Source organism: Trichocoleus sp. DQ-A3 (assembly GCF_039961975.1).
GTDB lineage: Bacteria > Cyanobacteriota > Cyanobacteriia > Cyanobacteriales > FACHB-T130 > FACHB-T130.
Window position 1 is genome coordinate 81,685 of the sequence record NZ_JAMPKC010000007.1, and the last position, 24,809, is coordinate 106,493.

Annotated in this window: 14 protein-coding genes and 1 pseudogene; 5 read left to right on the forward strand and 10 right to left on the reverse strand. The window is 48.2% G+C overall.

What is annotated here, in order from left to right:
• Positions 1-168: 168 nt before the first annotated feature.
• Genes NDI44_RS13660 through NDI44_RS13670 form a run of 3 tightly spaced genes read right to left on the reverse strand, consistent with a single transcriptional unit; the run spans position 169 to position 2,290 of the window.
• Complete coding sequence (locus NDI44_RS13660) at positions 169-753, reverse strand: hypothetical protein (RefSeq protein WP_277877455.1); 585 nt, start codon at positions 751-753, stop codon at positions 169-171.
• A gap of 13 nt (positions 754-766) precedes the next feature.
• Entirely contained in the window at positions 767-1,006 is a 240-nt protein-coding gene (locus tag NDI44_RS13665; RefSeq protein ID WP_199304694.1) for a hypothetical protein, read from the reverse strand.
• A 33-nt stretch (positions 1,007-1,039) separates the two neighbouring features.
• Positions 1,040-2,290, reverse strand: a complete 1,251-nt coding sequence (locus NDI44_RS13670; protein ID WP_199304695.1) for a GNAT family N-acetyltransferase — start codon at positions 2,288-2,290, stop codon at positions 1,040-1,042.
• 150 nt (positions 2,291-2,440) lie between these two features.
• Here NDI44_RS13670 and NDI44_RS13675 point away from each other — a divergent pair, with 150 nt between their 5' ends.
• Complete coding sequence (locus NDI44_RS13675) at positions 2,441-4,033, forward strand: BamA/TamA family outer membrane protein (RefSeq protein WP_199304696.1); 1,593 nt, start codon at positions 2,441-2,443, stop codon at positions 4,031-4,033.
• 84 nt (positions 4,034-4,117) lie between these two features.
• On the opposite strand, the gene NDI44_RS13680 is transcribed toward NDI44_RS13675, so the two are convergent.
• From NDI44_RS13680 to psaA, 3 genes are all read right to left on the reverse strand, one after another.
• Positions 4,118-4,912, reverse strand: a complete 795-nt coding sequence (locus tag NDI44_RS13680; protein WP_190410331.1) for a class I SAM-dependent methyltransferase — start codon at positions 4,910-4,912, stop codon at positions 4,118-4,120.
• Positions 4,913-5,056: 144 nt separating this feature from the next.
• The gene (gene psaB / locus NDI44_RS13685; RefSeq protein WP_190410332.1) at positions 5,057-7,270 is read right to left on the reverse strand and encodes a photosystem I core protein PsaB; all 2,214 of its coding nucleotides are present in this window, start codon (positions 7,268-7,270) and stop codon (positions 5,057-5,059) included.
• A gap of 81 nt (positions 7,271-7,351) precedes the next feature.
• Positions 7,352-9,610: a photosystem I core protein PsaA gene (gene psaA, locus NDI44_RS13690; RefSeq protein ID WP_190410333.1), complete on the reverse strand. Its 2,259-nt coding sequence runs from the start codon at positions 9,608-9,610 to the stop codon at positions 7,352-7,354.
• Positions 9,611-10,081: 471 nt separating this feature from the next.
• Between psaA and NDI44_RS13695 the strand changes: the two genes are divergently transcribed.
• A complete protein-coding gene (locus NDI44_RS13695) occupies positions 10,082-11,884 on the forward strand; it encodes a hypothetical protein (RefSeq protein ID WP_190410334.1) in 1,803 nt (600 codons plus the stop codon).
• Positions 11,885-12,132: 248 nt separating this feature from the next.
• Positions 12,133-13,661, forward strand: a pseudogene (locus tag NDI44_RS13700) (thioredoxin-like domain-containing protein).
• A 143-nt stretch (positions 13,662-13,804) separates the two neighbouring features.
• On the opposite strand, the gene NDI44_RS13705 reads toward NDI44_RS13700, so the two are convergent.
• Entirely contained in the window at positions 13,805-14,587 is a 783-nt protein-coding gene (locus NDI44_RS13705; protein WP_190410335.1) for a circadian clock KaiB family protein, read from the reverse strand.
• Positions 14,588-14,617: 30 nt separating this feature from the next.
• Positions 14,618-16,009, reverse strand: coding sequence for a type IV pilus twitching motility protein PilT (locus tag NDI44_RS13710; RefSeq protein WP_190410336.1), 1,392 nt, complete (start codon positions 16,007-16,009; stop codon positions 14,618-14,620).
• Between the two features lie 635 nt (positions 16,010-16,644).
• Between NDI44_RS13710 and NDI44_RS13715 the strand changes: the two genes are divergently transcribed.
• Positions 16,645-17,019, forward strand: a complete 375-nt coding sequence (locus NDI44_RS13715; protein WP_190410337.1) for a hypothetical protein — start codon at positions 16,645-16,647, stop codon at positions 17,017-17,019.
• A gap of 159 nt (positions 17,020-17,178) precedes the next feature.
• The gene (gene wecB / locus NDI44_RS13720; protein ID WP_190410339.1) at positions 17,179-18,297 is read left to right on the forward strand and encodes a UDP-N-acetylglucosamine 2-epimerase (non-hydrolyzing); all 1,119 of its coding nucleotides are present in this window, start codon (positions 17,179-17,181) and stop codon (positions 18,295-18,297) included.
• 14 nt (positions 18,298-18,311) lie between these two features.
• Here wecB and NDI44_RS13725 read toward each other — a convergent pair whose 3' ends face one another.
• Positions 18,312-19,457, reverse strand: coding sequence for an ABC transporter ATP-binding protein (locus tag NDI44_RS13725; RefSeq protein ID WP_190410340.1), 1,146 nt, complete (start codon positions 19,455-19,457; stop codon positions 18,312-18,314).
• A 229-nt stretch (positions 19,458-19,686) separates the two neighbouring features.
• Positions 19,687-24,801: a hypothetical protein gene (locus NDI44_RS13730; protein ID WP_190410341.1), complete on the reverse strand. Its 5,115-nt coding sequence runs from the start codon at positions 24,799-24,801 to the stop codon at positions 19,687-19,689.
• Positions 24,802-24,809: the final 8 nt, after the last annotated feature.

The window sequence follows — 24,809 nt, forward strand, 5'->3', positions numbered from 1 at the left end:
TTCTGATAGGTTTTTTGGTCATATATAATACCTGTTTTTTCCAAGTTTTTTATTTGGGTTTATTTTAGCTGTATTTAAATAGTTGAACCGTGTTAATTATTCACAAAATATTCCTTGGTATATATTTGTAGACATTAAAGTTAAAATGATTAACAAATAACTTTATTCTCACTTTACAAGTTTAGAGATTTTAGCAACTAACTCCGAGGCTAGACCTATTAAAGATTTCTCAACATCAACGCTATAATTTGGATGATTAATAATTGCATTTACGACTTCTCCCAAGTCAGCATTCCCTTTCCTGGCTCCCAGTCCATTAATCGAGCATTCAATTTGCCTGACACCCCAACTGAGAGCTGCGATTGAGTTTTCTACTGCTAATCCCATATCATCATGACAGTGGACAGAAATCGTAGCCCGATCGATATTTGACACCCAATTAAAGAGCATATTCAGCAACCCTGAGAATTCTATTGGCGACGATAAACCAAGGCTGTCAGAGATACTGATTGTTCTGGCACCGCTTTTGATGGCTGTTTCAATTGCTTTGCAAAGAGAATCCGGCTGGCTTCGAGGAGCATCAAAGGCACTCCACTCCACATCCGCGCAGTAGTTTCTGGCAAGTCCAATAGAATCGTGTATCGCTTCTAACGTTTGTTCTTCAGCCCAGGTTGATTGATGTTTAAAATTAACTTGGGTGTAAATATGAATTCTGCCTCGTACCGCTGGTTTAATTGCTAAAGCAACGTCCATCAATTCATTCAGTTTAGAATTTGCTAATCCGCAAATGGTACTGTTTAATTTGCTGGGAAACCAGAAAAAATTCATCAAAGTCTTTCTGGATAGCCCCTGGATATCCCACTTCAATGACATCAACCCGCATCTCCTCTAGAAGCTTGGCAAGCCGGAGTTTTTGATGAATATTCATTTTGACACCGGGCGTAAGTTCTCCATCTCGCATGGTGGTGTCGAAAATGATAATTTTTGGTAAAGATGGTTGTGCCATAGCCGATTTTTCTCTGCATTTTTAGGTAAGCAGCTAGTAATTTTGACCAATCATTTGCTGCCAATCACTTTTCAAGATGCCGTATTGTTCGATATCTTCAAAGGTTTCTCCTTTCCGTAAATGTTGACGGAGACATCCCTCATACTGCATCCCAAGTTTTTGCATGACTCGTCCCGAACCTGGATTTCGCGAAAAGTGAGACGCATGAATGCGGTGCAATTTAAGCTCCTCGAAGCCGTATTGCAGTAGAGCTTTTGCTGCTTCAGTACAGTAGCCTTGTCCCCAGTAGGGCTTGCCAATCCAGTAACCCATCTCCGCATTGTTCTGTTTGGCATTAATCATCAGATTAACCGTCCCACAGAGTTCTCCAGTTTCCCGGAGTGCGATCGCTTGCGTGATGGCTTTCTTTGCCTTAAATGCTGCCGAATGAGCCTTAATCCACGCTTGAGCCATCCCATCTTCGTAAGGATGAGGAATTAGTGTTGTATCAGCAATTTCGCGAGCGCTGGCGAAGCGTTGCACATGAGGAGCATCTGCCAAGGTGAAAGGACGGAGCGTTAACCGTTGTGTTTGAATTGTGGGTGGTTGTATCTCTGACTCCGACTGAGCAGAACGAGATCCACCAAACACGACAAAGCTGTAATGCTTATACCAGCAGTCCACGTTCTGAAAACCGGCTGCTTCCAGCCATTGCAGTTGAGCGTCGAGAGATGCTAGACGATCGTAGGTCATCCGATGTTGAGCGGCGTGGAGATGTTCTTGGGAGATCCCGCGATCGCGCACGGTATTCAGCCATTGTTGTTGATAAAATTGCTCCAGTTGGGGTGTTCTGCCTAAAACTTGATCGGCGTTGATAAACATCCCTCCAGGTTTGAGGGCATCATAAATCCGCTGATAAAGATGCTGCTTCTCGGAATCAGACAGATGATGAATCGATAAGCCGGAGATAATCAGGTCATAGGAATCGCTCAAATCTGTCTTAACGTAGTCTCCAATCCAGATTTTAGGAGATTTTCCCATCTGCTGGAATCGAGCCTTTGCCTGCTCTAACATCTCAGTCGCGAGATCCAGCAGTGTAAATTCAGCATTCGGAAACACTGCCTGAACCATGCCTGAGTAAAGTCCCGTCCCTGCACCTAAATCGAGAACGTTTAGGGCTGCTGTGCGGTCAAATGGGATAACCTGAATGGCTGTTTGGTAAAAGTCATCAAAACAGGGAATCAGGGTGCGTCGGAGCTTGTCGTACTCAGTTGCTGCTGTGTTAAATGCCTGTTGAATACTCATATCCTTGACGTTTACTTGGTTGTTACTGATACCATTTCACTTGATATCTGCAATAGATTCCGTCTGTTGCCCGCCTCAAAAGCCAGTCCTAGTTAAGGATACAAGCCAATGAGCCAAGCACAATGGTAGCCAGCCGATTAAGCTAATTTTATGGGTCTTAAAACATTTGCAATTTTGATGGTGGCAACGCTGGGAATCTGGGAAACAAAAGGAGCGATCGCATCCTCCCCACCCCCTGCCCGGACGACTTCGGGCGATATGGCGACATCGGCACCCATTGAGGATGCTGCGACTCCAGCCGTAACCCAGGTGACGCCAGGATTGGCTCAGACAGCAAATCCCATTCCTGTTGTTGAATATGATGCCAAATACGGTGATTATCTGCCACAAACGATACCGCCAGGGTCCAGTGGGGAGGGCGTCCAGACTGCTGAGGTTGCCTCTAGAATTGTCAAAGATGTGCAGATCCGCTTTGTCAATAACAAAGGGGAGTCAGTCGATGACCAGAATCGACCGATACCCAGTCGCACTAAAAAAGATTTTATTATTGGCGAACTGAAACTCAAGACGGGTGAGGTATTTCGTGAAGATTTGCTTCAGGAAGACTTGCAGCGATTGAGGCGATTAGAGTCTTTTGAGGATGTCAATGTTGTTGTGGAGGAAGCCACCGACGGGGTTAACATCATCTACGACATCCAGGAGAATCGCTTTCCTTCTATCACATTAGGGGGTGGCAATAGCGGTGACATCGGGCTTTACGGTTCGGTAAGCTATCGAGACGCCAATATCAACGGTGTCAACGATCGCTTAGCTGCCAAACTTCAGGTGAGTGGTAAGGATGTCCAGTTTAATACCCAGTTTACCAGCCCTTATCGGGCTGGGGAGCCAAACCGCTTGGGATATAGCGTTAGAGCGTTTCGCAATCGGGATTATTCCCGCACCTTCACCGATGAAATCGAGTTGCCCAATGGGGACAGTACACGGGAAGGACGATTTGGCGGCGGTGTGGCGGTGTTGCGTTCTTTTAATGGCTGGGATGGATCGTTGGGTTTGAACTACACCCGGATTAGTACCCGCGATGCTGATTTCAATATTGCACGGGTGGATGAATTGGGGAATCCGCTATCTGTCAGCAAAACTGGCATTGATGACTTGGTAACGGTGTCGTTCGGTGTGGCGAGAGATCGGCGCGATCGCCGTTCCAATCCGACTCAGGGTTCGCTGCTAACCCTCACCACGGAACAGTCGATTCCGATTGGGTTGGGCAGTATTTTGAGTAACCGAGTGCGAGCGAATTATATTCAATATGTCCCAGTCAGCTGGATTGGCAAGGGTAGGGAAACCGAAAATCCAGAAATGGTGGCTTTCAATTTGCAAACTGGGACAATACTTGGCGAATTTCCTCCGACTGAAGCGTTTAATCTTGGCGGATTCAATTCTGTGCGCGGCTATGGTTCTGGTAAAGTCGCTAGCGGTCGCAGTTATGCCTTGGCTTCAATCGAATATCGCTTCCCGATTTTGCAGTGGCTGGGAGGGGTTGTCTTTGCTGACTATGGCTCAGATTTGGGGTCTGGTGACACGGTGCTTGGGCAACCGGGTTTGCTGCGCGGTAAACCGGGGAGTGGTTTTGGTTACGGATTAGGATTGCGGATCAAGTCCCCGTTTGGTTTAATTCGCAGCGATTTAGGCATTAGCGACCAGGGAGAAGTCCGACTTGAAGTAACCACGGGTCAGCGCTTTTGATGGAAAGGGGATATTTGGGCGATCGCGTTTAAGTCACCTAAAAGAGCGATCGCTTTGTACGCTGCTACCAAAGGCTTGCGATCATCATTCAGAGGATTTTGCCAAGGGTTTCCTAGCGACAAACAAGTAGTTTTGACAGACTACAGAGAAAGGATATGCCAAAATGTCATCTAAAAAATCCCAGCTCCATGCCAGCAGTGGGAAATTTCCGATTGCTTTGGGAAATACGCCCCACATATTTCTGGGTAGAAAACCATAACGCTGGACTTCTAGAACCTCAAATCCGGTTTCTTGGCAGAGAGTTGTGATTGACTGGCGAGTATAACGATATTGATGATGATATTTGTTAGGCAACCGGGAAGCGATCGCTTCAATCAGACTAAACTGATTCGGAAAATGGTAACAGATAAAAACGCCACCTGGTTGGAGCAAACGGAAGATTTCCCGTAAGCTGGTAATTTCATTTCCTCCAGTCTCTCTGACATGCTCTAAAACCCCTACAGATACGATTGCATTGAATTTATTATCTGGATAGGGAATGGCTGTTGGATCTTCAGCACTCCCTTTTCTAAATTCATAAGTTGAGCTGTTTAGAGTTTCCCGAACACAAAAGTCCTCAAAAGCAAATCCAGAGGTTTTATAGCCAGCCTTTACTAAGAAATAAGAAAAATGACCGTTCCCACAACCCCAATCTAATACTTCACTTCCTTTAGGAACATATTTTAAAAAAATTTTATATAGCCGAAGATATTGATTAGCACTGATTAAGCTTCTAAATTGCCACAAACTACAATTACTATTTTGCTCTTGAATCTTTATTAGCTCATGGGTGATGCCATTAATGTTTAAGTTACTCACAGTTGCTATTTTATTAGACATTTTATATAAAATACTTCGCCGTTTTAAGCTACATTTTCCTTGAGAATTTTAGCCAAGACAATCTTATAAAAAAATCCCCTACCAGAAGGCAGGGGATTTTGTTTTAATTACCTAAAATGCATTGATTCAGCGAACTACAGGAGATCAACCAAATTTACCAGCAGTAGAGGCAATCAGGAAGGCGGCGTAGGTCAAGACATAGCCAACTGCAAAGTGAGCTAGACCAACCACGCGACCTTGGACGATGGACATAGCAACCGGCTTGTCCTTCCAACGAACTAAGTTCGCCAGAGGAGTGCGCTCGTGTGCCCAGACAAGGGTTTCGATCAACTCTTGCCAGTAACCACGCCAAGAGATCAGGAACATGAAACCAGTAGCCCAAACTAGGTGTCCGAACAGGAACATCCAGTCCCAAACCGCCAGGTTATTCATGCCGTAGGGGTTATACCCGTTGATCAACTGAGCGGAGTACAGCCAGAGGTAGTCGCGCAGCCAGCCCATGAGGTAAGTAGAAGACTCATTGAACTGAGCCACGTTGCCTTGCCAAATGCCCAGATGCTTCCAGTGCCAGTAGAAGGTTACCCAACCAATGGTGTTCAGCATCCAGAACGCAGCGAGGTAGAAGGAATCCCACGCGGAGAGTTCGCAAGTACCGCCACGACCGGGGCCGTCGCAAGGGAAGGCGTAGCCGAAGTCCTTTTTATCGGGCATCAGCTTGGAGCCACGAGCATCCAACGCACCCTTGACCAAAACCAGGGTGGTGGTGTGGATGGCGAGGGCGAATGCGTGGTGAACCAAGAAATCGCCAGGGCCAATTGTCAAGAACAGAGAGTTCGTACCGTTGTTGATAGCATCAAGCCAACCGGGAAGCCAAGGGCCACCAGCCATTGAGGCAACGCTATCAGGATTAGACAGGAGAGTATCCAAGCCGTAGAGGACTTTTCCGTGAGAAGCCTGAATGAACTGGGCAAATACCGGCTCAATCAGAATCTGCTTTTCGGGAGTCCCGAAGGCAACCACAACATCGTTGTGGACGTACAGACCTAGGGTGTGGAAGCCTAGGAATAGGGAGACCCAGCTCAGGTGCGAGATGATCGCTTCTTTGTGCTGGAGTACTCGATCGAGGACGTTACCTCTATTTTGTTCTGGGTCGTAGTCACGTACCCAGAAGATACCTGCGTGGGCAAATGCTCCCAGCATCAGGAAACCAGCAATGTACTGGTGGTGTGTGTAGAGCGCTGCTTGAGTTGTGAAGTCTTTCCCGATGAATGCATAGGGAGGCATCGCATACATGTGCTGCGCTACCAGGGAAGTAGCAGTTCCCAGCGCTGCCAGGTGTATAGACAACTGGAAGTGCAAAGAGTTGTTGTAGGTGTCGTACAACCCTTGGTGAGGTAGGTTGAATTGACCTTCAGTCTTGGTGCCAAAGAAGTTTTTGGCGTTCAGCATATCTCTGATGCTGTGACCAATCCCAAAGTTAGTTCGGTACATATGACCGGCGATGATGAAGATGACTGCGATCGCCAAGTGGTGATGAGCCATATCCGTCAGCCACAGCGATTGTGTCTGGGGATGGAAGCCACCCAAGAACGTCAGAATCGCTGTTCCTGCACCTTGAGAGGTACCGAACACATGACCAGCAGCCTCTGGGTTCTCAGCGTAGACGCCCCAGTTGCCGGTGAAGAACGGTCCCAAGCCTGCGGGGTGAGGCAGCGTTGTCAGGAAGTTATCCCAACCTACGTGCTGACCGCGAGATTCGGGAATCGCAACGTGAATCAAGTGACCTGCCCAAGCCAAGGAGCTAACGCCAAACAGACCTGCCAGGTGGTGGTTCAGCCGAGGCTCGGCACTCTTGAACCAAGAAAGGCTAGGACTGAACTTGGGCTGTAGGTGCAGCCAGCCTGCAAACAAGAAGACTGCAGACAGGACAATTAGGAACACTGCACCTTGGTACAGATCATTATTTGACCGCATACCGATGGTGTACCACCAGTGGTAAACACCTGAGTAGGCAATATTCACTGGAAAAGTCGCACCACCTTGAGTAAAGGCATCTACTGCCGGTTGACCAAAGTGGGGGTCCCAAATCGCGTGAGCGATAGGACGCACATTCAACGGATCTTTAATCCACTGTTCAAAATTACCTTGCCAGGCGACGTGGAACAGGAGGCTAGAGGCCCACAGGAAGATAATTGCCACATGACCGAAGTGAGTAGCGAAAATCTTTTGATAAAGATTTTCTTCCGTCATGCCATCATGGCTTTCAAAGTCGTGAGCCGTTGCAATCCCGTACCAGATCCGACGTGTAGTCGGGTCCTGAGCGAGGTCTTGGCTAAATTTGGGGAATTTTGTCGCCATAGTCTCCTCAATTATCAGTGCTGAGTGCTGAGGACTCAGAGCATCATACTCTTTACTCAGCACTCGTTACTCAGGCTTAAATCATCCTATTGAAAGGATTCGCGCCTCGAAGAACGCCCATATCGTGACGATCGCGCCCAGGAGGAAGTGAGCTACCCCAACGGCCCGACCCTGAATGATGCTCAGAGCGCGAGGCTGAATAGAAGGGGCAACCTTCAACTTATTGTGAGCCCAAACAATCGACTCAATCAACTCCTGCCAGTAGCCACGACCGCTGAATAGGAACATCAGGCTGAATGCCCACACAAAGTGAGCGCCCAGGAACAGCAGACCGTAGGCTGAGAGGGCTGTACCGTAAGACTGAATTACTTGAGCAGCTTGTGCCCATTGAAAATCACGCAACCAGCCATTGATAGTGATGGCACTCATCGCAAAGTTGCCTGCGGTGATATGATCCACCGTTCCATCAGCATTGACTGTGCCCCACACATCGGATTGCATTTTCCAGCTGAAGTGGTAAACCGCGATCGCAATGGTGTTGAACATCCAGAACAGACCCAGGAATACATGGTCCCAACCAGAGACCTGGCAGGTACCACCACGACCGGGACCGTCGCAAGGGAAGCGGAAGCCCAAATTCATCTTGTCTGGAATCAGACGAGAGCTACGGGCAAACAAGAAGCCTTTCAGCAGAATTAGAACAGTGACGTGAATTTGGAAAGCGTGAATATGGTGGATCATGAAGTCCGCCGTACCCAGCGCGATTGGCATCATCGCCACCTTACCGCCTACAGCAACGATCCCGCCGCCGAAGGCATAACTTACTGGTTCTAGCTGGTTAGGAGCTGTGCCACCAGGAGCCAGAGTGTGCAGGTTTTGCACCCACTGAGCAAACACCGGCTGCAACTGAATCGCCGTATCCGAGAACATATCTTGGGGGCGACCCAAAGCACTCATCGTGTCGTTGTGGATGTACAAGCCAAAGCTGTGGAAGCCTAGGAAGATACAAACCCAGTTGAGGTGGGAAATAATTGCATCCCGGTGACGAATCACCCGATCCAGCACGTTGTTCTGGTTCACTACCGGATCGTAATCCCGCACCATAAAGATGGTAGCGTGAGCCGCTCCGCCAACGATCAAGAATGCCCCAATCCACATGTGGTGGGTGAATATGGACAACTGAGTAGCGTAGTCAGTGGCAAGGTACGGATACGGAGGCATCGCGTACATATGGTGAGCCACGATGATGGTCACAGAACCCAGCATGGCAAGGTTGGTTCCCAACTGCGCGTGCCAGGATGTGGTCATGTTTTCATAGAGACCCTTATGACCGTCGCCTGTGAAGGGACCTTTGTGGTTCTCTAGAATTTCCTTAATGCTGTGACCAATCCCCCAGTTCGTCCGATACATATGACCGGCGATCAGGAAGAGTACTGCCAAGGCTAGGTGATGGTGTGCCGTATCTGACAGCCACAATCCACCTGTCTGGGGATTTAAACCGCCTTTGAACGTCAGGAAGTCAGCATACTGGCCCCAATTCAAAGTCCAGAATGGCGTCAACCCTTGGTTAAAGCTGGGATACAGTTGGGCCATCAAGTCACGGTTCAAGATGAACTCATGAGGCAGCGGAATATCTTTGATGGCAACTCCTGCATCCAGGAGCTTGTTGGTGGGCAGCGCCACGTGAATTTGGTGAGCGGCCCAAGACAAGCACCCCAGACCCAGCAACCCAGCTAGGTGGTGGTTTAGCATTGACTCTACATTCTGGAACCATTCCAGTTTGGGAGCCCGCTTGTGATAGTGGAACCAGCCAGCAAACAGCATCAGAGCTGCTGCTACCAAGCCACCGATGGCAGTGCAGTACAGCTGGAATGTGTTTGTGAAGCCAGCTGCCCGCCAAACCTGGAACAAGCCGGAGGTGATTTGAATCCCGTGGAAGCCACCGCCCACATCGGCATTCAAAATATCTTGACCAACGATAGGCCAAACGACTTGAGCGCTAGGCTTGACGCCTAAAGGATTAGCTAGCCAAGCTTCGTAGTTTGAAAACTTAGCGCCATGAAAATACATACCGCTTAGCCAGATGAAGATCACGGCTAAGTGACCAAAGTGCGCGGCAAAAATTTTCCGAGATACGTCTTCTAAGTCACTGGTATGACTATCGAAATCATGCGAGAGGGCGTGAAGGTTCCAAATCCACGTGGTGGTTTTTGGACCTCTAGCAAGGGTGCGGTCAAAATGACCCGGCTGCGACCACTTCTCAAAGGAAGTAGGCACTGGATCTTTATCGACAACAACCCTTACTTTTTTCTCCTCTCGCTCCGGAGGACTGATTGTCATGAGGACTCTCCTCTCTCTAGACAAGGAACGAGTTCTGTCCCATTAGAAAATTAGATTTTAATGGGTAGGAAAGCAGGCTCTTTGAAGAACTACTTTCCCCAATTTATGGAATACCCGTTTTAAAGGGTTCGCTGAGAGGGAAGGGTTGTAAAACCACACCCTCTATCTTTGTAGATGATAGGACTAGGTTTACTGGGTATTTCGAGCCACTTAACAATAATTCAAATTTGGTCAAGTATTGATGCAACTTAGCTTGCACCTCCATATTTAGTGTTAAAAAGTCAAGAGGGATTAAATTTAGTTAACAAAACGCAACGATTAGCTCATTTAAAATCCGTGTCTTCTGGGTTGTCAGAGCCTGAAATTCACGGCATTGCGAGGGTGTAGTTGATGCTTTTGGGCTATAGTTCCCTATGGACAGGTCTTGATTTTTGATGTTGGTCGCGGAAGGAGTAGGAGTGCGTGTTGGGCATGAATCGCCGGTGGAACCCTCTAAGAACGATAGTTTCGTTACTGATGGCAACTGTTTTGGTAGGAAGTTTAGTCAGTTGTGGCGATCGCGCCCTGACGACCCCATCAGGTACCTCCAAACCCTCATCTTCTCTAACCTCTGGGCAAATCTCAGAGGTATCTCCCCCCGAGGTCATTCAACAGCTGCGCCCAGCGTTGGAGAGTTATCAGCCTCAAGTCACCATCCTCAGTCCCCAAGCTGATGAAGTTCTTCAAGACACAACAGTGGCAGTGCGGCTCCAAGTTCGGGATCTACCCATCTTCAAAGACCCCCAACTCGGTCTTGGCCCCCATTTACATGTCATCCTGGACAACCAGCCTTACAAAGCCGTTTATGACTTAGAACAGCCTCTAGTCTTTGAAGATTTAGCTCCCGGAACTCACACCCTGCGAGTTTTTGCCTCCCGCCCCTGGCATGAGAGCTTCAAAAACGAAGGTGCTTACGCCCAAACAACCTTTCACCTTTTCACCAAGACAACGGACAACAACCCCGATCCAGGGCAGCCTCTGTTGACCTATAGCCGCCCCACGGGCAGTTATGGAGCCGAGCCAATTATGCTTGACTTCTACCTGACTAACGCCCCCCTGCACTTGGTCGCCCAGTCCAATCCCGACGACGAAATTGCCGACTGGCGAGTTCGCGTTACCGTAAACGGTCAAAGCTTTGTCATGGACAGATGGCAACCCCTTTATCTCAAAGGCTTTAACTCAGGGAAGAACTGGGTACAACTGGAATTTTTAGATGAACAGGGAAATCCAGTCACAAACGTCTTCAACAACACCGTGCGGCTGATTACCTACGAACCGAAAGGCAAAGATACCCTTGCCAAATTGGTACGCGGGGAACTCTCGGCGACTGCTGCTCGCGGGATTGTAAACCCCAACTACAGTGGTAAGACGCCAGTGCCGACAGCAACCCCTGAGCCATCTTTCACGCCGACGCCGACGCCGACACCGGAACCGTTAGCGCCTCCTGCCGTTGAAGAAACACCAGCGCCGCAGCTGAGTAAAGAAGAACCGACGTCCTCTGAAGTTGAGCCAGCCAAGCCAGCCGAGGCACCCCCAGCGACAAAACAGTTAGAAAAACCCCAAGGCGGATTCTTTAATCGTTTTCGGCGTTCAGAGGCTCCAGTTAGCCCACCACCTGCACTGCCAGTGCCTGAGGCAATTGAGGAGCCTTCTTCCTTAGCCATACCCCCAGAAAAGATTCCTCAACCAGGGACTTTACCAGAGATAACGCCAAGTCCAGAAGCAAGTCCTGAAGTAGAAACGGTTCCATCTACGCCCCCAGCGTCCCCAGCGCCAAAGCAGGTAGAGAAACCCAAAGGCGGATTCTTCAATCGCTTCCGGCGTCCAGATGCAGGTGTTGATACTCCTACGCGCAATTTACCGCCAGCCTTACCGGAAATAGTCCCATCGCCAGCGCCAGAAGAGCCGCTTCAGGTAGTACCTGCTCAACCAGATTTGCTACAACCACCGTCCTCGCCTCAGCCAACAGATTCTGTACAGCAGAAGACTGAAGAGACAACCCAATCAGCTCAATCATCCCCAACCTTCGCTCAAGCAAAACCAAAAGCCGATATCAAGGACGTATTGATTCCTAAACCTGCTGCGGCTCCACCGTTGCGGATTATCCAAGCTCCATCTGAGCCAGATATCCCCAGCCGTTTCTTCCAAAAATCAAAACCGGCAACACCGGAACTAGAAGTCCCAACAGCGGAAAATCCAGAGGATGCTCAGCTAGGGGAAGCTGCAACGCCTTAGAGATTGCTCAGGAATCCATAAATCGGTCTCAACAACAGATGTAGGGGCACGGGCTTTGTCCTTGCCCCTAGGAGCATAGATGGATATTGATTCTCTGAAAGCCCCAGGCTTACCGTGCTGCTTCGCGAATGCGTCTCTAAATATCTAAAATTCCCACCGATTCATCTTTAACCGAACAGTATCGGCTTGACAAAATCCTTCTTGAGGAGCGCTCTGTTCCCATCGCGGTTAGTGAAAAAGGAGACATGATGACGCCCCGTGTTAGAGCGCCAGAATTTCCCCAAAACCAAACCTGGTTCAATACAGATCGTCCCCTTTCCTTACGTGAATTAAAAGGGAGAGTGGTAATTCTTGACTTTTGGACGTATTGCTGCATCAACTGTCTGCACGTCCTGCCAAAGTTGAAGTACCTGGAGCAGAAATACAAAGACAGCCTCACGGTGATTGGCGTCCACTCCGCCAAATTTGACAACGAAAAAGAAGTTGAAAACATTCGTCAGGCAGTTCTGCGCTACGACATTGAGCATCCAGTCGTCGTCGATAGCAATTTTGCTATTTGGAGTCAGTATGCTGTCCGTGCATGGCCCACTTTGACGATGATTGACCCCCAAGGTTACGTCATCGGCTATGTATCTGGGGAAGGAAATCAGGATGTCGTAGAGAAGCTGATTTTGCAGCTGATTCAACAACACAAAGAGAGAGGAACGATTAATTTTCAAGAACTCAGCCTTACTTTAGAAAAACAGCGGCAACCGTTGCGTTGGTAACACCCCTGGCTTTTCCCGGTAAAGTGTTAGCGGATGAAACACGCGATCGCCTGTTCATCGCCGACTCCGGACATCACCGGATTGCGATCGCTACCCTTGCCGGTCAAGTGTTACAGATTGTTGGCACTGGCAAACAAGGCTTAACCGATGGTTCCTTTACAGATGCCCAATTTTTCGCTCCCCAAGGTATGGCACTCGACGCAGAAAATGACATTCTCTATGTTGCCGATACCGAAAATCATACCCTGCGACAGATCGATCTAAAGAATCAAAAGGTTGAAACAATTGCCGGTACTGGCGAACAAAGCCATCACCTTCGCTCCTACACGGGTACGGCACGAGAAACTCCGCTCAATTCTCCTTGGGATTTAGAAAAAGTAGGAAATCGCTTGTTTATTGCGATGGCAGGAGTCCACCAAATCTGGGAAATGCAGATGGAAAACGGCATCATTGGTACCTACGCAGGAATTGGAGCCGAATCATGCGTTGATGGAAATTTAGACGAATCTGCCTTTTCTCAACCCAGCGGCATTACCACCGACGGACAAGAGTTATACGTTGCCGACAGCGAAATTAGCTCAATCCGTGGCGTCGGACTGGGTCAAAAGGCTCAGGTGCGAACAATTTGTGGCAGTGGTGAGCTATTTGGGTTTGGGGATATTGATGGTAAAGGCTTTGAGGTTCGACTCCAGCATTGTTTAGGCGTTGAATACGCTCAGAATTACCTCTGGGTCGCTGATAGCTACAACCACAAAATTAAGCGAGTTGACCCGAAGACCGGCATTTGTAACACGGTTTTGGGAGATGGGACGGCAGGAAACCAAGATGGTCAAGGCACCAGCACCCAATTTTTTGAGCCATCAGGAGTGAGTGCGATTAGCTCTTATTTATACATTGCCGATACTAATAACCATGCTATCCGTCGTGTCGATCTCGCCACGATGGAAGTGACAACCTTGAAGTTTCCGGGGTTGTGTGCGCCAGACGTCTGTATTCCTACCGCTGATTAAAATAAGAGACAAGACATGGGGATTTTAGATTTTGGATTGTAGAAGACTTATAGCGATCGCATTTTGTCAGCAGCCACTTCCAGCAATATATTTGTAGCGACCTTCAGGTGAAATAGTATTACACGGCACTCGTGTGCCTCTACTCAGTAATCTACAGCCCCAAGTACCTGCAAGACTCTCTCAATATTGTCTAAATCTCCCACAATCCGTCGCACAGGTTCAGGCCAAACTCTAACAAGGGTGGGTGTAGCAGAGATATGATTTGACTCCGCCTGTTCTGGATGTTTGAAGATGTCAATCACTTTCAAAGTGTAAGGATGACCCAGAGATTGCTCTAACAACTGATGCAGGCTTTGGAGTGTGTGTTCGGTAGAGCCATTATGACCGGAAACAAACAGGCGCAGAACATACCCAGGCGTCGAACCTGGGCGGAATGAAGGCTGGAAACCCGTGCGTTCTAAGCGCACAATCAAATCGTGATTTTCCCAAAGTTGGGGAAATTGGTGCCGATAAGTTTCTAATACGATAGGATCGCCTAATTCTGAAGGCCAAGGAGCAACTTGCCAATTTTGCAAGTTGCTATTCTGGAAAATCCCATTCAGCAATGCCTGATGCCGTCGTACCGGCAAATAAACCTCAGCGGCAATTCGTAACTGCTGGGTGTAAGGATCGAGCCACCGATCGATCGTCGCGGTATACGCTGGCACTAGAAAATGGGGAGGTTCGGGTAATCCCAGCATTTCTTGAAGCCCAGCACACAGATGTAGGTGCCAGTGGCTCTGCTTATTGGGATCGATGCAATAAATTAAGTCTCCCCCTGGCGTAAACAGGGCAATACCTTTAAAGAGCTGGGGAAGAGAGAGTGGATCTTGAGTCAAGAAAAAGCGCCAAAATAATAAAAATGAAAGAAGAAACCCTTCTTCCATTTTTAATTTTTAATTTTACATTTTTAATTGTTACACCCGACCTCGGAGGAACTGAGCCATCTCATTCGGAGTGGGCGACATTTCCAGAGCAGTCTCTTCGGTGATTCGACCCTCATGGTAGAGGTCGAGGAGGGCTTTGTTCATTGTCATCATGCCGTCAAAGCTGGAGCCTAGCATGATTCCCGTAATTTCTTCGTACTTACCCTCCTTAATGTAGTCCTTGATTGCTTCGGTATTAATCAGGATGTCGTGGAAAGCCGCACGCTTGCCATCGGTCGTTTTGCATAATCCTTGGGAAATGATCGCCACCAGAGATTCAGCGATCGCTATCTTCATCGAATGCTGTTCTTCTGCTGAGTAGAGGTTGAGAATCCGCTCAATCGTTTTCACAGCGCTATTGGTGTGCAGCGTCCCCATCACCAAGTGACCCGTTTGCGCCGCTTTGAGAGCAGTGTTAACCGTTTCTTTATCTCGCATTTCCCCAACCAGAATCAGATCGGGATCTTCCCGCAAAGCGGCTTTCAGCGCATTGTCGAACTTTAAGGTGTTCAACCCTACTTCCCGGTGCTTAATCAGCGACTTGCGACTCGTATGAACAAACTCAATCGGGTCTTCAATCGTGATGATGTGCTTTGCCATCTCCTTATTGATGTAGTCAATCATGGCAGCCATCGTGGTGGATTTACCCGAACCCGTTGGGCCTGTGACCAAAATCAATCCCTTATGGTAATGGGAAATATCCTTAAACACCTCTGGCAACCGCAGTTGCTCCAAAGTCAGAATATTGTTTGGAATCAATCGCATCACCATCGCTGGACCGCGCATCGAACCAAACACATTAATCCGGGCGCGAGAGAATTCATACTGGGTAACGCCGTCAAAGTCTAAGCGCTCTTCAAATTCCCGAATCTGAGCATCAGTCATCACCTCTCGCAACCAGCTCATGAATGTCGCTTCATCCGTCTGCGGATAATCGGTCATCTCCATGTCGCCCCGTTTGCGGTAGCGAGGAATTTCACCGACACCTGCATGAATGTCGGAAATTCCGTTTTCATGAGCTTTAACGACGATTTCCTTTAAGGTGGGCTGTCCGGGACTAGGACCTGGACCCCTTGCAGCCGTTCGAGCCACCACCGTTGCTGCTGTTGCTGATGCTGCCGAAGCAGCTGTAGCAGGGGATCGAACTCCTGTCCCCGCTGCTGGAGGAGCCGCTTTCGGTGGAGCAGATACAGAAGCTGCCCCTGCACTTGCCGCTGCATGGGGAGAGGGCGGCGCAGTCATCTGCATCGTTTGCATGGGCTGCTGCTGAGTGGAAACGGTGGCAGCTGTATCCCTAGCCGGAGGTCGCATTCCTGGCGGGGGTGGTGGGGGAACGCGGGGTGGAGGCGGTGGTGACATGGGCGGACGCTGCGGTTCTGTCATCTTTCAACTACCACTGATTGAAAATTTGTAGGAATCGTTACAAAAAAAGCTAAGGATAGCCCGCGAATACGTTCTTTTAAGATGCAAAGCGATTCGGTGGAACACGCCACAGCTTTTATTTGAGGAGCCTTAAAAACTCCTATTCCTAGTTTTCCCAAAACTTTTGGTTCGCTAACATTCAACACCAAAAATTCTCTTACCAGCTCAAAACAGCAGCAGTGGCAACTTAGCCGTCTGGCGGCGGTTTACCCGTTAGCCCTAGATGAGCTGGTTTATGAGAATACCCGTTGAAAGTTATAAGATATGTTAAGCGTACTGAAAGCGGGTTTGGTTGTTTCGCTCTGCCACTGCTTGGGCTACAAAATTGCTCGATTGGTGGAAAAGACTGAAACCTAGAACCTCTTCAAATTTCTATCTTTTGGATGATGGTCGTTTTATAAGGCAGTCTAATATAGAGCATTTGGAAAAGTTTCGCATCCATAAATCTTCTGGATTGACTGTAAATTTTGGTTAAGAACGGCTCATCTAAAGAAAAGGATTAACTATACTGATTTTCACTTAGTCGATACTAGGGGATCGATTAAAAGTCATTTTCCGCATATAAATTTGTTCTTTGACTATCAGGAGAAAAAATCGTGCAATTAAGTCACAATCAAGGTTTGGCAAAAGTGTATTCATTGTCTATGGTCAAGAGCTTTTTGATCTGGACTTTTACTTTAGGGGTTTGCTTGCTGGTGGTGGGTTTCCCCTTAGTTGTTTTGATGGTTACGGTTGGCGCTTTGTTAGCGATCGCTTTACAATCTGTACTGCCGGTTAGCGCAGTTTTGTTGGTCGCTGGAGCTTTAATTGGCGGGAATATTTTGGCAGTTGTCGCTGGTGCGGCATTGCTAACCCTAAAGGGTGTTAATCCTCAAGAAGTTCGTTGGTTGCACTGGCTGCATGGTGAAGCCAATCCGCTACATACCTCTGTCTATGCAGCTTGCCCACTAACCTGCGATCTAGATTCTTGAATGGCCTGTGAACGCTTTTAAAAAGTTAGTCTATTGTCTGCAAGAGTTCTGCGACCCGGCACCTGCCGGGTCTTTTCGTAGGAAAATGGCAAGCGTAGGATGGGAAGAGAAGCGCGATCGCGCGTCTGTCCCGATTATTCCCAATTAAGCTAAATTTCCATGCCGCCATCTCCTATCAAAGTTTGCATCACACTGGGAACCCGTCCGGAAGCCATTAAGCTAGCACCTGTTATCCAACAGTTTCAGGAATCGCTAACTTTTCAAACTCACGTAATATTGACGGGTCAACATCGAGAGATGGTCGAGCAAGTCATGCAGCTATTTGGGCTGAATGCCGACCAAAATTTAGAAATTATGCAACATCAACAAACTCTGACAGATATTACTTGTCGTAGTTTGCGAGGATTGGAAACTGTATTTAAACAGTTACAGCCTCATTTGGTAGTAGTTCAAGGAGATACAACCACAGCCTTTGCAGCAGCTTTAGCAGCGTTTTATCAAAAAATTCCGGTCGGTCATGTAGAAGCAGGATTACGCACCGACGAGCTTTTTAATCCTTACCCAGAAGAAGCCAATCGGCGATTAATTTCTCAGCTAACTCAGCTGCATTTTGCCCCCACAACCCTAGCGGTAGAAAATCTGCAACGTTCTGGCGTCACTGGCGAAGTTCACCACACTGGGAATACAGTCATCGATGCTTTATTAACCGTGGCGAAAAGTCAGCCGGATTGCCCGATTCCCGGTTTGGACTGGAGTGGATATCGCACGCTACTGGCAACAGTCCACCGACGCGAGAACTGGGGAGAACCCCTGCGGGGAATTGCGGAGGGATTTCTCCAAATATTAGATAAATTTTCGGATACTGCATTACTGTTGCCGCTCCATCGCAACCCGACTGTGAGAGAACCGCTACAAGAACTTCTCGGTAATCATCCCAGAATCTTCTTAACAGAACCGTTAGATTACGCCGAACTGGTGGGGGCGATTCAACGCTGTTATTTGGTATTGACTGATTCTGGAGGATTGCAGGAGGAAGCACCGAGTTTGGGGAAGCCGGTACTGGTATTGAGAGAAACCACCGAACGACCAGAGGCGGTAGCAGCGGGAACTGCAAAATTAGTAGGAACAGAACCCAATCAAATTCTTGCAGCGGCAACAGAACTCCTCAGCGATCGCAGTGCTTATCAAGCAATGGCAACGGCAATTAATCCCTTTGGCGATGGTCGTTCTGCTGAGAGAATATTGCAAGTTGTTGAGAAACATTTCCAAAGCTGTTAACAAGTCGCGAATTCTTAAGGAAACAGAGCATCGCCCGTGGTGGGGTCAAAGACAAATAACTGGTTGAGGTCGAGCTGTACAGAAATGCGATCGCCGGAATGACCCCGCCAATCTGAAGCTGCCTGGATATTGATCGGTACCCCAGACGCCGGTAAATTCGCCCGAATCAGTGTCTCCCGTCCCAGCGGTTCTACAACCTTCACCTCAACCATCAGCAGTGAGTGCTGTAGAGGCAAGACCCCGTCCCGACCAAAGGCTTCGGGTTCTTGTTCGTTTTTAATCTTTAATTTTTCATTTTTAGTTGTTATATGCTCTGGGCGAATCCCTAACTCTATGCCCTGTCCCTGTCTGAGTTGCAACTTGTCCTGAAGCGCTGGAGGACAAGATAAAGCCTGATCCCCCACCTGAAAAACTTCACCCGTATAAGTCGCGTGGAGAATATTCATCGGTGGATTGCCTAAGAATGTAGCAACCATCAAATTTGCCGGTCGCGCATAAATTGTTTGCGGGTCGCCAATTTGTTGAATCCGACCGCGATTGAGTACCACAATTCGATCCGCTAGGGTCATCGCCTCTACCTGATCGTGAGTGACGTAGATCGTGGTAATTCCCACTTGTTGGTGCAATTGCTTGAGTTCTGCCCTGGTATCGTCTCGCAGCTGGGCATCTAGGTTAGAGAGGGGTTCATCTAGTAAGAATACTTGGGGTTGACGAGCGATCGCTCTCCCTAATGCCACCCGTTGCTGTTGTCCCCCCGATAGCTGCTTGGGTTTGCGGTCGAGGAGATGGGCGATATCGAGCGATCGCGCGACCGTCTCTACTCGTTCCTGCATCGTTTTCGCGTCAGTCCCACGCATCCGCAGACCAAAAGCTAAATTTTTAGCAACGGTCATGTGCGGGTAGAGGGCGTAATTTTGGAACACCATCGCCACATCTCTTGCCCTAGCAGGAATCTCATTCATCAGGACATTCCCAATGTAGAGATTGCCGCTACTTTGCGTGTCCAAACCCGCAATTGTCCGCAAAATCGTGGATTTGCCACAACCGGAAGGTCCCACCATCACCCAGAACTGCCCATCCGGCACCTCGAAGGAAATATCCTCAATCGCAGTAGCATTATTAAATTTTCGGGTAATTCCTTCTAAGCGAACGTTTGCCATTGTTGTTAGAGATGAGTCAATTAGTCATTAGTTTATAGTTCAAAGCCCTAGTTTCTACTGCCCACGTTCCTCTAGCAATCTTCGTTCGCGTGGGGTACACCAAAACTCTTACTCATTAAGCATTTCAGCTTGTTATTTAGCAATTCTCATTTATTTATAAACTTCTTTCATTTTTCTTCTTTGGCGCTCTCTTCGCCAACGCGGTTCATCATAGAATGACCCAAAACCACTAATTATCACAAAGTAGGCGATCGCTGTCTCGGACTTTGGGATTGTTTTCTAAATAGTCCTGCACCCAACTACAACTGCGTGCCAGCAGATTATCGAGATCCAGATTCCACAACATCACGGTTTTGTCCTTACTGGCAGAAGCAAGAATCTTGCCATCTGGACTGAAACTCACACTGGTAACGCGATCGCTATGACCTGGGAGCGTTTTAATTAACGTGTCATCCAGTCGCCACAATTGCACCGTGTTTTCCCAGGTCGTCGTGGCTAGAATTTGACCATCCGGGCTAAAACTAACGTGAGCAACGCTATCCGTATGCCCTTTCAAAGTTCGATATAAAGAACCATCGCGCCGCCAAAGTTTAACCGTATTGTCATAACTCGCGGATGCGATTAGCTGACTATCCGGGCTAAAAGCGACATCCAAAACCCAACCACTATGTCCCGGTAAGGTTTGCAGATATTTTCCCTCGGCAGTCCAGAGTTTGACCGTATGATCGTCGCTAGCAGTCGCCAGTAATTCCCCGTCGGGGCTAAAAGCCACTGCATTAACGCGATCGCGATGCCCAGTTAAAGTTTTAATCAAATTGCCCGAAGTATCCCAAAGTTTTACCGTCTTATCACGAGAAGCAGAAGCAATCATTTTGGCATTGGGACTAAACGCCACATCCAAAACCCAATCGCTGTGCTTATTTGGCTCATTCAGGGGGTTGAGAAGCGTACCCGAGCGATTCCAGAGTTTCAACGTCTTGTCACGAGAAGCAGAAGCAATTAACTGAGAGTCGGGGCTAAAACTCACGCTATTTACCCGATCTTTATGTCCATTCAACGTAGCGATCAAAGAACCGCTTCTGTCCCACAACTTCACTGAATTATCTTGACTGGCAGAGGCAGCCATCTGACCATCGGGACTGAAACTCACATCATATATCTGATCCGTATGTCCTCTTAAAACAGTGCGCGACATATCATTAAGTCGCCAGAATTTGACAGTTTTATCGTAACTACTAGAAGCAATCGTCTGACCATCGGAGCTAAAACTAACACTTGTCACCCCATCACTATGTCCCCGCAGGATTTTCAGCAGCTTCCCGTTGCGATGCCAGAGTCTCATTGTATTGTCATTACTGGCAGAGGCAATCATCTGGCTATTCGGACTAAAACTCGCTCCAAACACCCAGTCACTGTGTCCCTGAAGAACCCGGATCGTTTGTCCAGTTTGGTAGTTCCAAAGCCTGACTGTTTTGTCATCGCTTGCTGAAGCTAACAACTGCTTATCGGGACTGAAATTGAGGTTGGTTACTTTGCCAGTATGTCCCTTGAGGATTTTGTAGGGTTGCTCGACCGTCATGGAAGCCATGTTCCAGATTGTCACTGTTTTGTCGTCACTCGCCGATGCTAAAAATCGACCATCCGGGCTAAAAGTGGCGCTGGTAACTTTTCCGTTGTGTTTCAATGTTTTCAGCAACTTGCTGGTGCGATAGTTCCAAAGCTTTACCGTTTTGTCATCGCTTGCCGAAACTAATATTTGACCGTTTGGGCTAAAGCTGACGTGATTAACCAAACTACCGTGTGCTTTGTCAATCGTTCTTAGTAAAGTACCGTCTGTTTGCCAAAGTTTTATTGTCTTGTCAGAACCAGTCGAAGCTAAGAGGCGACCGTTAGGGCTAAAACTGATGCTGGTGACGCTCTCACGATGACCTGACAAGGTTTTCAGGATCTTGCCATCGCGCCGCCAAAGTTTTACCGTTTTATCGACGCTGGCAGAGGCAATTGTCTGACCATCGGGGCTAAAGCTGACGCTCCAAACGACATCACGATGTCCTTCCAAGCGATTGCGTTCTTGTACTCCGTAGATTGCCTGCTGCATCGCCGTAACGACGCGCATTTGGGTATCGGGTTCTACCCCAACTGCACTTTCGAGGCTTTTCCCTGCCCTCAAGGCTTCAATTAAGGCATCAAATTCTTTGTAGGAGACAAAGAGCGTTTCGGAAGAAGCACTCAGGGCGGTGAGTTGAGCATTTGTTTGCGCGATCGCTGCCAGCTTTCTTTGAGCTTCGGCTCGCAGCGCAAATCCTCCGGCAGAAACTGCCAGGATTGTCATCATAATGCCGACGCCGATCGTTCGCAATTGTTGTTTCCGTGCCTGATACAGCTTTTCCTCACTTTGTGCTAATTGGGCTTTCAAGTTCAGATCGGATTTTTGACGAATCCGATCGACTAGATAATCATGAACCAATTGGTAACGGGCTTCTGACCCTTCCCAAATTACGAAAACCAAACCAGATCCTACAAGAATTTCTAAAATTAAGTCTAGTAGAGGCATTTCCCCGCCCACTGCTCTTTCCGCCTCAAGCTGCAATACGGTTGCCAGCTCTTGCTTCGTCTTCAGGGGTCGCGTTCCTTTCTCGTTCGTCAATAAAAATAAAACGTTCCAAGCCAAAGCTTCATTTTCGATACCACAATCAGCAATGACTTTTTTCAGAAATCGCTCAACCAGTTCGGCTTTCGGATTCGCTCCCAATTGCTGATACTGTTGCATTGTGGTGATTTTGTCTTCTTCTTCCTGCAATTGGGCACCCACTAATTGCAATTCAATGGGGCGCACCTCTCCCAGTTCTTCAGCCAAATCTTCCACTAACCGATTAATTAACTGTGGCTCTAAATAAAAAAATGGAGAGCGTTCGGTTAAGCTTTTAACAATCTGCCGCGCATCCGGCTTAGAAAAATTCCCCAAATAGTAGCGAATATCTTGGTTTAAAATGTCGTTATTTATGACATCTAAATACTGGAGTCGTTCGCACTCTAGTAAATAATGTAGATAGTCTTCTCGCAGAGACAAAATAACTTTTACAAAGGGAATGTTGAGGCAGTCGCGCAAAAATTCATAAAACTGCCGCCGCATCGCTGGATTAGTACAGACGAAAAAGAATTCTTCAAACTGGTCAAAAATCAGAACGGTTAACAGATTGCGATCGCTATTGTGTCGCAACTGTTCTAGGAGGTTGGCAGCAAGTAGTGTCGGCGGAACCGCAGACATTGGCATTTCTTCAGCGCGATCGCTTTCTTCTAAGATTTCCTGTAAAGATAAAGTTTCTCCGCCCGTTCTCACTTCGCTGCTATCTTCTGACTCCTGTCCGGACGCGATCGGGACGGGAAGGTGTTGGGCGTCTTCCTCCTCTAAAGGGAGTTCTGATTCCTGGTTTCTGAGTCTGAGTTCCTTCGATAATTGTCTTGCCAGCGTCCCTACCCAATCTTTATAAACTTCGATAACGACAGGTAAAACATCGCGTGCGCCGATGCTTTTGAGCTGGAGTGCTGGAACTAACCCAGCAGTGATAATTGAGCTTTTACCAACTCCAGAAGGACCGTGAATCACAATCAATTTGTAGTCATTGCGGCCGATCCGGTCAATGAGGCGAGTGACATCCTGCTGCCGACCAGAAGCAGCAATTTCCTGGGGAATCGACCCTCCCAAGCGCATATCTCCTCCAGATGTGACGCCTGGGTTCAGAGCCTGCCGGTAAGGCTGTAGGCGTCCGGCACCTGTAAAAGAACGGAACCCGTATTGATGCTCCAGGGAACGCTGCTCTTGCTTCAGTTGAAAGGCTTGCAGATAATCACCCTGCTGAAAGTAGAGCGATCGCAGTGCCTTGAGAATCCGCAAACATAAATGGGGATCGTACTGATGGTTACACTTGTTGAGCGCCTGTTCCAAGTTTTGAATCGCGGCGGTAGCTTGCCGCTGTCCCAAATGTTTCTGAGACTGTGCCAGCAGCAACAAATATAAACTTTCGTACTGAGATTGCGGGATTGAGGCAGAAGTTGTCTGGAACGTTTCTTCCGCCAGCGTTGAAAGTGCCAGAGTCGCTTGCTGATACGCTTCTATCCAATTGGACTGGTTAAGCGCCACCTCCGCCAGAAAGCCAAAATCTTGAGCCTGCTGGAGGTTTGCATCATAAGTTTGATGCAGGATCAAAGCTTTTTCTGCCAGCTCCTGCAAATCCGCCCACGCTTCCAAACGCCGCAGCACTTCACAAAGGAATGAAATAAACTTAGCAACCAGTTCTGGACGTTGAGCTTCCTCAAAAACTTCAATGCACTGCTGAAAATAATCTCTCGCTTGCTTCCAGTGCTGGCGGCTCATTTCCGGTCGCAAGTTAGCCAAACGGGTATAGCATTGCCCCAAGTGAAACAGCAGCAAACCCACTTTTAGGACTGAGTGCTGAGGACTAACGACACACAGAGAATCGGAAATCGTGGTGCTTGCCTCTTGACCCTCATTTCTGATGTTTTCCCCAGTCCGTACTTCGTGGCGCTTTGCTAACAGTTCTGAGTCTTCAGTCTTGAAATAAGCCAGACTTCGTTGATAATGGGCAATGCTTGACTGGATTTGATCGGTAGCGTAGTCATTGCGCCCCCGCACAAATTCGAGACTTGCCTGTAGTTGAGGCTCCAATTGTTGCCCGCGACGCCGCAAATCTGTTAAGGCCGACTCCAGTTCTAGGCGATGCTGGGAACCAACAACTAAATCGAGAGCGGAATGGTGCAACAACTCAAAATTGCTAGAATCTAGCTCTCTGGCAAATAGAGAGTCCGCTTTCTGCCGCAATAATTCGATTAACTCATCCCCTGACATCACAAACCGGATCGAAGAAGCTGCCCAGCTTTTGAAATCTGGCGCAAACCGAATCAGCTTTTGTAGCACCGCGTCGGAGAGCCACAACACGAGGGGGAAAGGAAACTGAGCGCGAAATTCATCGCGTACTTGATTGGTTGAGGTCAGCAGCTGATCGAGAGCGATTACCGACTCCAGCCCTAAGATCATCGCGGCGGACAATATTTCTGTTTGTCGAGACGTATTCCCTGGCTCTTCCAGCGCTTCCAAGATGGGGTTGTAAAGCGTCTTGACCGAATCTGCTAATATCACCTCGCGCACGGGAAACGGATTTTGTTCCCGTACCTGCTGCACCATCCGCTGTTGCAACAAGCTATAGTTGCAGCGCACCAAAATTAGCGAGAATTGCCCCTGAGAAAGGGCGATCGCTCTCAAGAGCGTCTTTAATGAGCGTTGGTTGTATGCATCTGCCTCTTCTGGTCGGCTCAGATCGGTCATTGCTTCTA

Bases quoted from the DNA above. Each gene is read 5' to 3' on its own strand.
- NDI44_RS13660 (WP_277877455.1), bottom strand. From the start codon at position 753: ATGGACGTTGCTTTAGCAATTAAACCAGCGGTACGAGGCAGAATTCAT.
- NDI44_RS13665 (WP_199304694.1), bottom strand. From the start codon at position 1,006: ATGGCACAACCATCTTTACCAAAAATTATCATTTTCGACACCACCATG.
- NDI44_RS13670 (WP_199304695.1), bottom strand. From the start codon at position 2,290: ATGAGTATTCAACAGGCATTTAACACAGCAGCAACTGAGTACGACAAG.
- NDI44_RS13675 (WP_199304696.1), top strand. From the start codon at position 2,441: ATGGGTCTTAAAACATTTGCAATTTTGATGGTGGCAACGCTGGGAATC.
- NDI44_RS13680 (WP_190410331.1), bottom strand. From the start codon at position 4,912: ATGTCTAATAAAATAGCAACTGTGAGTAACTTAAACATTAATGGCATC.
- psaB (WP_190410332.1), bottom strand. From the start codon at position 7,270: ATGGCGACAAAATTCCCCAAATTTAGCCAAGACCTCGCTCAGGACCCG.
- psaA (WP_190410333.1), bottom strand. From the start codon at position 9,610: ATGACAATCAGTCCTCCGGAGCGAGAGGAGAAAAAAGTAAGGGTTGTT.
- NDI44_RS13695 (WP_190410334.1), top strand. From the start codon at position 10,082: ATGAATCGCCGGTGGAACCCTCTAAGAACGATAGTTTCGTTACTGATG.
- NDI44_RS13705 (WP_190410335.1), bottom strand. From the start codon at position 14,587: ATGGAAGAAGGGTTTCTTCTTTCATTTTTATTATTTTGGCGCTTTTTC.
- NDI44_RS13710 (WP_190410336.1), bottom strand. From the start codon at position 16,009: ATGACAGAACCGCAGCGTCCGCCCATGTCACCACCGCCTCCACCCCGC.
- wecB (WP_190410339.1), top strand. From the start codon at position 17,179: ATGCCGCCATCTCCTATCAAAGTTTGCATCACACTGGGAACCCGTCCG.
- NDI44_RS13725 (WP_190410340.1), bottom strand. From the start codon at position 19,457: ATGGCAAACGTTCGCTTAGAAGGAATTACCCGAAAATTTAATAATGCT.
- NDI44_RS13730 (WP_190410341.1), bottom strand. From the start codon at position 24,801: ATGACCGATCTGAGCCGACCAGAAGAGGCAGATGCATACAACCAACGC.